This is a genomic window from Anaerovibrio lipolyticus LB2005 (assembly GCF_000621545.1).
Taxonomy (GTDB): Bacteria; Bacillota; Negativicutes; order Selenomonadales; family Selenomonadaceae; genus Anaerovibrio; species Anaerovibrio lipolyticus_A.
Genome location: NZ_KK211304.1, coordinates 132,278 through 143,112 on the forward strand (window position 1 = coordinate 132,278; position 10,835 = coordinate 143,112).

Annotated in this window: 11 protein-coding genes and 1 rRNA gene; 11 read left to right on the plus strand and 1 reads right to left on the minus strand. The window is 44.2% G+C overall.

What is annotated here, in order from left to right; translation table 11 throughout:
• The first annotated feature begins 237 nt into the window (after nt 1–237).
• Nucleotides 238–918 (plus strand): DNA alkylation repair protein, encoded by a 681-nt coding sequence (locus T355_RS0112935; protein WP_027398097.1) that lies wholly within the window; start codon nt 238–240, stop codon nt 916–918.
• Between the two features lie 57 nt (nt 919–975).
• Here T355_RS0112935 and T355_RS0112940 read toward each other — a convergent pair whose 3' ends face one another.
• Nucleotides 976–1,587, minus strand: a complete 612-nt coding sequence (locus T355_RS0112940) for a hypothetical protein (protein WP_027398098.1) — start codon at nt 1,585–1,587, stop codon at nt 976–978.
• Nucleotides 1,588–1,824: 237 nt separating this feature from the next.
• Between T355_RS0112940 and T355_RS0112945 the strand changes: the two genes are divergently transcribed.
• From T355_RS0112945 to T355_RS0112990, 10 genes are all read left to right on the plus strand, one after another.
• Nucleotides 1,825–2,460 carry a precorrin-8X methylmutase gene (locus tag T355_RS0112945; RefSeq protein ID WP_027398099.1) on the plus strand — a complete coding sequence of 212 codons (636 nt, stop codon included), beginning with the start codon at nt 1,825–1,827 and terminating at the stop codon, nt 2,458–2,460.
• A 22-nt stretch (nt 2,461–2,482) separates the two neighbouring features.
• Nucleotides 2,483–3,862, plus strand: coding sequence for a cobyrinate a,c-diamide synthase (locus tag T355_RS0112950; RefSeq protein ID WP_027398100.1), 1,380 nt, complete (start codon nt 2,483–2,485; stop codon nt 3,860–3,862).
• A 9-nt stretch (nt 3,863–3,871) separates the two neighbouring features.
• Nucleotides 3,872–4,429, plus strand: coding sequence for a bifunctional adenosylcobinamide kinase/adenosylcobinamide-phosphate guanylyltransferase (cobU, locus tag T355_RS0112955; protein ID WP_027398101.1), 558 nt, complete (start codon nt 3,872–3,874; stop codon nt 4,427–4,429).
• 26 nt (nt 4,430–4,455) lie between these two features.
• Nucleotides 4,456–5,985 (plus strand): cobyric acid synthase, encoded by a 1,530-nt coding sequence (locus tag T355_RS0112960; protein ID WP_027398102.1) that lies wholly within the window; start codon nt 4,456–4,458, stop codon nt 5,983–5,985.
• Entirely contained in the window at nt 5,985–6,944 is a 960-nt protein-coding gene (gene cbiB / locus T355_RS0112965) for an adenosylcobinamide-phosphate synthase CbiB (protein ID WP_027398103.1), read from the plus strand. The genes T355_RS0112960 and cbiB overlap by 1 nt, the downstream gene beginning before the upstream one ends.
• Entirely contained in the window at nt 6,945–7,703 is a 759-nt protein-coding gene (gene cobS / locus T355_RS0112970) for an adenosylcobinamide-GDP ribazoletransferase (RefSeq protein ID WP_027398104.1), read from the plus strand. It begins immediately after the preceding gene.
• Nucleotides 7,704–7,718: 15 nt separating this feature from the next.
• Nucleotides 7,719–8,582 carry a hypothetical protein gene (locus T355_RS0112975; RefSeq protein ID WP_027398105.1) on the plus strand — a complete coding sequence of 288 codons (864 nt, stop codon included), beginning with the start codon at nt 7,719–7,721 and terminating at the stop codon, nt 8,580–8,582.
• 23 nt (nt 8,583–8,605) lie between these two features.
• Entirely contained in the window at nt 8,606–9,700 is a 1,095-nt protein-coding gene (cobD, locus tag T355_RS0112980; protein ID WP_027398106.1) for a threonine-phosphate decarboxylase CobD, read from the plus strand.
• Entirely contained in the window at nt 9,697–10,347 is a 651-nt protein-coding gene (cobC, locus tag T355_RS14530) for an alpha-ribazole phosphatase (protein ID WP_051555590.1), read from the plus strand. The genes cobD and cobC overlap by 4 nt, the downstream gene beginning before the upstream one ends.
• A 345-nt stretch (nt 10,348–10,692) precedes the next feature.
• Nucleotides 10,693–10,835, plus strand: a 16S ribosomal RNA gene (locus T355_RS0112990); the annotation flags it as partial.

Genomic DNA, 10,835 nt, shown 5'->3' on the forward strand with positions numbered 1-10,835 from the left:
GTTTTAGTTCTATGTTGGATATTGATAAACTGATGCGTGGAATCAAGTCGTTCGCGGTATTGAATTTGGCAAATACCAAAAGCTGCAAATACAAGAAGTATTTATGTCGGCTTCGGTAGATGATGGTGTATTAGTCTGGCTGGATGGAGACATTGATATTGGAACCACAACTCTTTATAATATGACCTTACCTTATGAATCAGAACAGCTAGCATAAAAAGCTATTGAGGTGCATATATGAACATTCAAGAAAAGCTGTTTGCTTTACAGGACTTGAAATATCGGGATTTTCATGCCAAGCTGGTGCCGGGGATTGATAAGGATCGAATCATTGGGGTGCGGGTGCCGGATCTTAGAAAGCTGGCTAAGGAAATCCCTTTTGAGGAAGCCCAGGCTTTTATGGGTGATTTACCTCATAAATATATTGAAGAAAATAATCTGCATGGGTTTCTCATTTCCAATATGAAGGATTTCGATGCAGTGATTCGGGAGCTGGAAGCATTTTTGCCCTATGTGGACAATTGGGCCACCTGTGACCTTATATCTCCAAAGATTTTTAAAAAGAACTTGAATGAACTGCTTACTTATATTGATAAGTGGCTCAATAGTCAGGAAACCTATACTATTCGCTTTGGCATTGAAATGCTTATGAGCTTCTATCTGGATGACGCATTTAAACCGGATTATCTGGCCAAAGTGTCGAAAATTCATTCCGAGGAATACTATGTGCGCATGATGGCGGCATGGTATTTTGCTACAGCATTGGCCAAGCAGTATAAAGCCACCATTGGCTACATTGAGGAGCACAGGCTGGAGGACTGGACCCACCGTAAAACCATTCAAAAGGCAGTGGAAAGCCGACGCCTGACTGCAGAGCAGAAGGAGTATCTAAGGTCCTTTTCAAAATTGAAAAAATGAACCACTAAAAAAGCCTCCCACATTGGTAGTGAGAGGCTTTTCAATTAGCTGTGATAATTAGTCTTTGATTTCCCAAGCCTTGGAGTAGAGGTCCTCAGCAAATTTTTCCATATCGGTAGGCATCCAGACCTTCTTTTCCTTGTTGTACTTGCATTTTACAGTGATATCTGCAGTGCCGGACTTTGGCGCACGCTGTAAGCGGTTTACAAAAATATCTGTCAAAGCCTCCTGGAGAGCAGCCTTGGAGCCAACAGCCCCCTGGAGCTTCTTGCTTTCCTCAGCAGTTGGATCAGCCACCAGTACATTGCTGTCATACTTTTCGAAGGTAATCTTTACATCAGCCTCGTCGTCCTTTTCAGAAACGATGGTGGAGGACTTCACTTCAAGCTGAGCCAGCTTGGCTACCATTTCCTTGCCGATTTTTCTGGCCTGATCCTTGGTGAGCAAATCACCGGAGCTGCGCTGGAAGGAAGGTACAAAGGCATTCATAAAGTCTTCTTCCACATTAATGGAATCGTCATACTTGTTCAAAGCCTTTGCATCAAGCTGCAGCATGGCAGTGGCCAGATTCTTGATACCAACATCGGCCTTTTCACGGGTCAGGGAGCATGCAGTGCAAATCATGCATACTACTACGAATAATGATACCAGTAATAAGTTCTTTTTCATAAAAATCTCCTTATATAAAAAATATTATTATTGTAAGGCTGTAACCTTTACAACACAATATATTATAGCACAAGAAATATGAATAACATCTGGATGTAAGTCCCAATGTGGAATCTTTTACAATAGTTGGCAGACTTGGGCTGTCGGCATTTGTAATATGTAGCTTATATGTTATAATTTAGACAGTTGCAATAATAACCGAAAAGAATGTTTATATGTTTCGATGGAGGTTTTGGAATGGATTTTATCAAGAAACCTATGGAAATAGAAAATAAGAGTATGGAAATAATCGCACCTCACTTGGAGGGACTTAATCTTAACGAGGAAGAAACCAAGGTTTATTCCCGTATGATTCACGCAGCAGGAGATGTGGAGTATGCTCCTATCATCAGATTGCATCCAGAGGCCATTGCAGCCGGTAAGGAAGCAATAAAGAAGGGATGCAATATTTACACTGATGTGGAAATGGTGCGTACTGGTATTAATAAGCGCAAGCTGGCTACCTTTGGCGGCGAGGTGTTCTGTCGCGTGGCTGATCCTGAGATTGCCAATGAGGCCAAGGAGAAGGGGATTACCCGTTCTATGGCGGCAATGCAGAGCTTTGGCAAGGATTTGGACGGGGCAATTATTGCTGTGGGCAATGCTCCTACGGCTCTTTTTGAGGTACTGCGCATGGTGGAGGAAGAACATCTGCGTCCGGCCCTGATTGTTGGTATTCCTGTTGGCTTCGTGGGTGCAGCGGATTCCAAAGAGGCTCTTGCCAAGAATACTATGGTGCCTTATGTGACTGTGGAGGGTACCAAGGGGGGTAGCCCGATAGCAGCATCTGTTATTAATGCCATTATGTATATTATTGATAATGAGCGTGTGTAATAAAGTTTAAGGGGCGTTATAAATGGAATGCCTTATTCCAAGAGTTGTAATAGCAGCTACCAAGAGCGGTTCCGGCAAGACCACCATTGTCACCGGGCTTTTGGCGGCTTTAAGACAAAAGGGCGTGAAGGTTCAGCCCTACAAGGTTGGACCAGACTATATAGACCCGGGATATCACAAGCTGGCCAGCGGTCAGCCTTCTCACAACCTTGATTCCTGGCTGATGTCCATGGATACAATGGTAGAGGTTTTCGCCAATTCTGCCTCCAAGGCTGAGCTGGCAGTAATAGAGGGTGTTATGGGCCTTTACGATGGGGGCAGGAAGGGTATCAGCTCCACGGCAGAAATTGCTAAAAGCCTTGATGCACCAGTTGTTTTGGTGCTTGATTGTAAATCCATGGGAGCTTCGGCGGCAGCTTTGGCCTTGGGCTTTAAGATGTACGACAAGGATGTTAAGCTGGCTGGGGTTATTCTTAATCGGCTTGGTTCTGATAACCATGAAAAAATAATACGTGAGGCCTTGAATGAGCTTGATATTCCTGTGCTTGGCGCAGTTCGCCGTAATGATAGCCTCGTTATGCCGGAGCGTCATTTGGGGCTCCTGCCTGTGGAGGAAAATCAGGAGCAGGAGATTATTAATCGCATGGGTGAGGCCATGGCCTCCCAGATTGATGTGGATGAGATTATCCGTATTGGCAAAAGTGCCGGTGTCATGAAGGTTCAGGACAAAGAGCTCAATGATAATGGCAAGCATAAGGTGCGTATAGGTATTGCCAGAGATGAAGCGTTTTCCTTTTATTATCCTGAAAGCATCCGCGTTTTGGAGGCCAAGGGAGCGGAAATCATCGAATTCAGTCCACTTAGTGATAATGAGCTACCCCAGGTGGATGGCTTGATTTTTGGCGGTGGTTTTCCGGAAATGTTTGCGGATAAACTCAGTGCCAACAGGACTTTGATAGAAGGTATAAAAAATGCAGCCCATGATGGTATGCCGATATACGCTGAGTGTGGCGGGTTTATGTTTTTGAGCAGGGCCATGGAGGATTTTGAAGGCAGAGTATTCCCTATGTGCGATATTCTCCCATGTCGTGTAAAGATGAACAGCCGACTCCAGATGGTGGGCTATGTTTCCGCAGAGCTGCAGACAGATGGACTTTTGGGTAAAAAGGGCGATGTGATAAAGGGACACGAATTTCATTTTTCCACTGAGGATGCAGAGGATGGAAATACAGAGGTTAAGCGTGCCTTTAAGTTTACCCGCTCCAGAAATGGCTCCCAATATTTTGGCGGCTACAGCAACGGAAATGTGCTGGGCTCTTATCTGCATTTGCATTTTGCAGGCTATCCTCAGGCAGCGGACAGCTTTATTGAAAAATGCGTTGAGTATCGAAGGAAGAAATAAGGTATAAAGATGGGCAAGATTATTTTAGTTACCGGCGGTGCCAGAAGTGGCAAAAGCTCCTTTGCAGAGCGCTATGTGGCAAAGTATGGTAAGAAGGTTGGCTATATCGCCACCTCAAAAATATGCGATGAAGAAATGGAATATCGGGTTAAGCTGCATCGTGAACGCCGTCCTGCGGAGTGGGAAACCTTTGAGTCACCATATAGTGCCCATGAGGTTATCCGTGAACAGGGCAAGTCATATGATATGTTTTTGTTTGATTGCATGACCATATATGTAAGCAATATTTTAAGCACCGTTAAGGATATAGATGATTTTGATGGCAATTATAAAATTGTTACTGAAAGGCTGAAGAAATTAATAACAGCTATTTTGGAATCTGATGCCACCGTGGTTATTGTTACCAATGAGGTGGGCTCGGGAATTGTTCCAAATAATCGTCTGGCCAGAGAGTACAGGGATTTGGCTGGCCTTGCCAATCAGATGCTGGCAGAGGTGGCAGAAAAGGTTTTCTTGGTGGTGTCCGGAATTCCGGTGGATATAAAGAAGATTGCTGAAAGCATATAGTTTGTTTTTTATATAAGGGGATAGTAATGGCAAAGAAGATTATGTGCATGGGAACCTCATCCCATGTGGGAAAAAGTATATTGACCACGGCACTTTGCCGTATTTTTTATAGACAGGGCAAGCGGGTGGTGCCTTTCAAGGCCCAGAATATGGCCCTGAATTCTTATGTTACCAGAGATGGTGATGAAATGGGCCGTGCTCAGGTGGCACAAGCTGAGGCTGCGGGTATGGAGCCTATGGTTGATATGAATCCTGTACTCTTAAAGCCAACGGGTAACTCCTGTTCTCAGGTGGTTATTATGGGAAAGCCAGTGGGCAATATGTCTGCCAAGGAATATCATCAGGGCTATTCCTTGAAGGCCTTTGAGGCAGTAAAGGAGGCCTTGGGGCGCCTTGACAGGGATTATGATACCATTGTTATTGAAGGTGCAGGCAGTCCCGCTGAGGTCAATCTGAAGGCCAATGATATTGTGAATATGCGGGTAGCAAAGTATTTGAATGCCCCTGTTCTTTTAATTGCAGACATTGACAGAGGCGGTGCGTTAGCTTCTCTGGTGGGAACCTTGGAGCTATTAGATGAGGATGAACGGGATTTGGTGAAGGGGCTTGTTATTAATAAGTTCCGTGGTGATGTAAGTCTTCTTACTCCTGCCCTGGAGTTTTTGGAGAAAAGGACTGGCAAGCCGGTTCTGGGTGTAGTGCCTCATATTGAAAAGATGGGAATTGATGACGAGGATTCAGTTTCCCTCCAGGATAAGCAGGCTGTGCCTACTGATGGAGATATTAAGATTGCCGTAATTCAGACACCAAAAATTTCCAATTTTACAGATTTTGATGCTCTGTCCAATGAAGGTGATGTTTCATTATATTATGTGCAGGATGCCACAGATTTTGGTACCCCGGATATTGTAATGCTTCCGGGAAGTAAGAATACTACTGAGGATATGCTGTATTTGGAAAAATCCGGTATTGGCCAGCTGATAAAAAAGCATGCTGAGACGGGGAAGGCTGTTATTGGTATTTGCGGTGGCTATCAGATGCTGGGTGAAAGGATTATGGACCCTCATCATACTGAGTCGGATAATGACGAAGTAGATGGTCTGGGCCTTCTGGGGATGACCACCCTGTTTGCCGAAAAGAAGCTCACCTCCCAGGTGAAGGCAGATTGCAATAATCTTGGCTTTATGGGACAAAGTATCAGTGCCGGCAATCTGGCAGGCTATGAAATTCACATGGGGCAGACGGATTTTACAAGGGAATCCGACAGTCATCCATTTGTGATAAAAGAACGGAGCCGCACGGAATGCAACAGCATTGAGGGTACTGCATGTGCCAAGGGCAATGTTTTTGGCACCTACATTCATGGTGTTTTTGATAATGACGAATTTAGACGAAGCGTTTTGAATGCTGTGCGTGTTACCAAGGGCTTGGAGCCACTGGAAAACACCAGAAATGTTATGGCAGAAAAGCAGCAAAGCTATGAACGCCTGGCAGATATTGTAGAGCAGCATTTGGACATGGATAAACTGATGGAAATAATGGGTGAGAATAATTAATGATAACGGCTATATTGGCATTCTTTATTGATGCGGTTATGGGGGATCCTAGAAGCAAGCTACATCCTGTGGCGCTTATTGGCAACCTCATAGCGGGAATTGAGGGGATGCTCTACGGTAAAGAGGATAGTGACAAGAAAAAGCTGGTGCTTGGAGGAATCCTGGTTGTTTTGGTTTTGCTATTCACCTTTGCTGTAGTAAATGGTATAATGAATTTAGTAAAAATGTTAGATAATATATACGTTGTAACCCTTATAGAGGCTTTTTTTCTTAGCTTTACAATTTCACCGAAAAGCTTGGCGGCAGCCGGCAAGGAGCTTTATGGCTATCTGGTTGCAGATGACTTGGATAACGCCAGATACAAGGTGGGCTGGATTGTAGGAAGGGATACGGAAGAGCTGACACCAGGGGAGGTTTCCAGGGCTACCATTGAAACTATAGCGGAAAACACGGTAGACGGCATTATTGCACCACTATTTTATTTTGCTATAGGAGGTGTGCCGTTGGCCTTCCTTTATAGGGCGGTTAATACCATGGATTCTATGGTGGGCTACAAGAACGACAGATATATCTATTTTGGTCGGGTGGCAGCCAGAGCGGATGATGTTTTAGGCTATATTCCCGCAAGAATAACAGGCCTGTTGTTTGTGGTATCGGCATTTATATTGGGCTATGACGGCAAAAAAGCCTGGAAAATTCTCAGAAGGGATGCTTCCAAGCACCCTAGCCCTAATGGGGGATGGGCTGAAGCCACTGTGGCTGGCGCCCTTCATATACGTTTGGGGGGCTTCAATTCCTACTTTGGCAAGGTACATTTTCGGGAATATATGGGTGACCCCATTGAAGAGATAGGATTTGACCATATTATGAAGACAATTCGTCTGATGTATACGGATGCGATTTTGTTTTTGATAATATGTCATATAATTTTTGTGATTTGTAGTATGGGAGTGCTGTAAATGCAGGCATTTCTTATCGGGTTGCAATTTTTGACCCGTATATGTGTTGTTAAGCAGACGGTTTGGACGGAAGAAGATTTTGGTAAAAGTGTTCGTTACTTTCCGCTGGTGGGGGCGGTATTGGGGTGTATATATGCCCTGGTGGCCTGGTTGTCTACTGTTTTGCTTCCGCAGCTTGGTGTAATTTTGCCACATCATCTTTTAAATGTATTGTTTGTGGCAATGCCGGTTATTCTGACGGGCGGTATTCACTGTGATGGCTTTATGGATACGGTGGATGGTATATTTTCCGGCAGGGATAGGGAACGAATGCTGGAGATTATGAAGGACAGCTGTACTGGTGCTTTTGGAGTAGTGGCTTTCGTGCTGTTAATGATGTTTCAGTATGGAGCCGTTTCCGATGTGCCGGTGGAAGCCTTGCCGGCAGCACTTTTCGTGATGCCGATTATATCCAGAATGATGATGGTTTTTACCATAACTATTTATCCTTATGCGAGAAAAGAAGGAATGGGAAAGGCATTTAGCGAATATACTAATAAGAGAACCTTGGGGGTGGTTTTCTTATACGGGCTGGCATTGGTTCTCCCGTGGGGAATCAACGCACTAATAGCAGTTCTTGTATCACTTTTGTTTACAACGTGTTTTTGCAATTTTGTGACTAAAAAAATAGGGGGAGTCACCGGCGACGTTTATGGTGCAGTGTGCACCCTGTGCGAGTTGCTTGTTATGATTGCATTTACATGTAAAATACCTTTTTAAGAGGGGGAGATATATATGTTATTAGAAGTATTAGTACCTGGATCCTGTGGTGAAATTGCCCAGGGTTGGAGAGACGGGCAGCCATTTTTGGTTACATGTCCAATAGGTCTATATTCTAGAGCATTAGTAACAGAAAGAACCTCTGCGAAGACTGGTTTGGGCAAGAAAGCTCGTGCAGCGCTGAAAAACACGGTGGGGTATATGGGATTTACGGAGTTTCCACTTGGTTTGGCTTTGGAGTCACAGCTTCCTACCGGCAAGGGGATGGCAGCCAGCACAGCGGATATTGTAGCTGTTATACAGGCTGTGGCAACTGCAATTGATGATGAGCTGGAGCCAGAGGAAGTGGCAGAGCTGGCAGCTGGTATTGAGCCAACTGACGGTGTGTTCTATCCTGGTGTGGTTCAGATGGACTACATGACAGGCAAGCTAATTGAGAGCTATAAACCGGTGCCAAAGATGATAATCGCAATGTTTGATACCGGTGGTACAGTAAACACAATTGAGCTTCATTCCGATTATTCAGAAAATCATGGTAATGAAAATAGTCCGGCAGAATTATTGGAGGCCGTGGATTCTCTGAAAAAGGATTTTTCTCCGGAAAATATAGCTAGAGTGGCTACCATGAGTGCTCGTGCAAACCAGAAAGTCGTGGAGAAACCACAGCTGGAGGAAATCATTGAATTCGCTCAGAGTCAGGGTGCTCTTGGAGTAAATGTGGCCCACAGCGGCACAATGCTGGGAATACTATTTAAGCCTGATGAGTCAATGCGCAAGGTGCTGGACATTGCCAAGGCTGTGGAGGCGAAGTTCCCACACATGGAATATTTTGAAACAGAGCGTTTGATACCAGGTGGCTGGATTATCAGACAGAGATAATTTGTAAGGATGTTTTTTCAAGCATGAAGCCTTTTGAACATGGTGGTAATGTGTATAGCGCTGGGGTCCGCAATTTTGAGGTTGTGGATTTCAGCGCTAATATTAACCCACTGGGACTATCAGAGAGTATAAAAAAATCAATAATAGACAATATGGAGAGCCTGGTTCACTACCCTGATCCTGCAGGGACATTGCTGAAGCAGGCTATTTCTGTGCATTATGGTATTGATGCGGATAGGGTAATTTTGGGGAACGGTGCTGTGGAATTAATGTATATTTATTTCCATTGTCGCAGTCCTAAAAATGTTTTGATTCCCGTGCCTTCCTTCAGTGAATATGAAAGGGCGGCCATGGCGGCAAATTGCCATATTGAAAGACTCTATATGGCTAAGGAGCAGGATTTCACCTTGGACAGGTCAGCTTTGATGGAGCTTTTGCCCAAGGTAGATGCTGTGGTAATGGGCAATCCCAACAATCCAACTGGCGAGCTGATAACCAGAAATGATCTGGAAATGATAATTGCAAAGGCAGCAAAGTTCGGGACAGATGTTTTGGTGGATGAGTCCTTTTTGGACTTTTTATCCAGTGATAATGACTATACTGTTATGGACCTGGTAGGAAAATACCCAAATCTTTTGGTACTCCGTTCCATGACAAAGTTTTTTGCTATTCCGGGATTGCGTCTGGGATTTGGCGTGGCCAACAGTGAACTTATGGGCAAAATGGAGCCGGGCAGGGACCCATGGAATGTAAATCTTCTGGCCCAGATGGCAGGGGTGGCAGCCTTAAAAGATAAAACCTACCAGATTGATTCCAGACAGATTATATCGGGATGTATTGATTATTTGTATAGGACCCTATCATCCATAGAGGGGCTGAGGGTATATAAGCCTTCGGTAAACTTTATATTAGTGAGTGTTGAGGGAACTGGTATGACCAGCACCGAATTTGTAAAGGCTATGGGTGACAAGGGGATTCTAGTAAGGGATTGCTGTAATTATCCGGGTATGGATGATTATCATGTCCGATTTGCTGTCAGACTGATGGATGAAAATGAAAAGCTGGTAACGGCAATCAGGCAGGTATTGGCGGAAAAAACTAGGAAGGTGACTACATGACAAAACTTATATTGGTAAGACATGGTCAGACAGTGTGGAATAAATTGGGAAAATATCAGGGGCAGGCGGATATTGAACTTAGTGAAGTGGGCAGAAAACAGGCGGCTATGCTGGCGGATAATTTTCCTATAGAAAAGGTTGATGCAATATACTCAAGCCCTTTGGTTCGCGCCAAAGAAACGGCTGAGGCTATTGGTGCAGCATTTTCTCTACCAGTGGAAACTTGTCCTGAATTCTGTGAAATCAGCTTTGGAAAATGGGAGGGGCTTACTTATGATGAGATTCATGCCCAGTGGCCAAAGGAGCATGATTTGTTATTTAACAGGCCTGATCTACTGACCTGCCCGGATGGGGAAGGCTTTTCACAGGTTCAGAAACGGGCAGCTGGCAAAATGGAAGCTCTGATTAAGGAAAATCCGGATAAGACATTAGTTATTGCTGCCCATGGCGGCGTAATAAGGACATTGCTTTGCCATGCTTTGGGGATGCCATTAAAAAATATGTGGCGTATACGCCAGGATAATACTGCAGTGAACCTTGTAACAGCCTACAATGAGGGCTTAACTGTGGAGCTGATGAACTCCACAGTACACCTTTCAGACAGCAATTTGAATATGAATTTAAATACTTGGGTAAAAAAGAGTTGACAAGGTCGGTAAAAGATAGTAATATTATCGATGTTGTCGCCGTTAAGCACTTTGGAAAAGTGAAGCGGGCAACAAAAAATAAAATATCAAAAAGTGCTTGACATTAAAGTATCTTCGCGATATTATATAGAAGCTGACTCACGAAGCAAATGCTTCTGAGAAAGCAGAGTGTTCTTTGAAAACTAAACAATGCAACAAGAATCATGCACACATGATTCAAGCCAGATGATGGTACTGTTTTTATAAACAGTAAACATACATAATAGTTTGTGCAAAACTATAAAATTCCTTTATTAAAAGGTAATTCTAGAAACTTTAAGAGCCATTCAGGTTCTTCAAAATAATTTTTTGGAGAGTTTGATCCTGGCTCAGGACGAACGCTGGCGGCGTGCTTAACACATGCAAGTCGAACGGGGCGAAGAGGAGCTTGCTCTTCCTAGCCTAGTGGCAAACGGGTGAGTAACGCGTAGGCAACCTGCCCTTCAGAT

Coding starts and splice junctions, on each gene's coding strand:
- T355_RS0112935 (WP_027398097.1), top strand. CDS start 238: ATGAACATTCAAGAAAAGCTGTTTGCTTTACAGGACTTGAAATATCGG.
- T355_RS0112940 (WP_027398098.1), bottom strand. CDS start 1,587: ATGAAAAAGAACTTATTACTGGTATCATTATTCGTAGTAGTATGCATG.
- T355_RS0112945 (WP_027398099.1), top strand. CDS start 1,825: ATGGATTTTATCAAGAAACCTATGGAAATAGAAAATAAGAGTATGGAA.
- T355_RS0112950 (WP_027398100.1), top strand. CDS start 2,483: ATGGAATGCCTTATTCCAAGAGTTGTAATAGCAGCTACCAAGAGCGGT.
- cobU (WP_027398101.1), top strand. CDS start 3,872: ATGGGCAAGATTATTTTAGTTACCGGCGGTGCCAGAAGTGGCAAAAGC.
- T355_RS0112960 (WP_027398102.1), top strand. CDS start 4,456: ATGGCAAAGAAGATTATGTGCATGGGAACCTCATCCCATGTGGGAAAA.
- cbiB (WP_027398103.1), top strand. CDS start 5,985: ATGATAACGGCTATATTGGCATTCTTTATTGATGCGGTTATGGGGGAT.
- cobS (WP_027398104.1), top strand. CDS start 6,945: ATGCAGGCATTTCTTATCGGGTTGCAATTTTTGACCCGTATATGTGTT.
- T355_RS0112975 (WP_027398105.1), top strand. CDS start 7,719: ATGTTATTAGAAGTATTAGTACCTGGATCCTGTGGTGAAATTGCCCAG.
- cobD (WP_027398106.1), top strand. CDS start 8,606: ATGAAGCCTTTTGAACATGGTGGTAATGTGTATAGCGCTGGGGTCCGC.
- cobC (WP_051555590.1), top strand. CDS start 9,697: ATGACAAAACTTATATTGGTAAGACATGGTCAGACAGTGTGGAATAAA.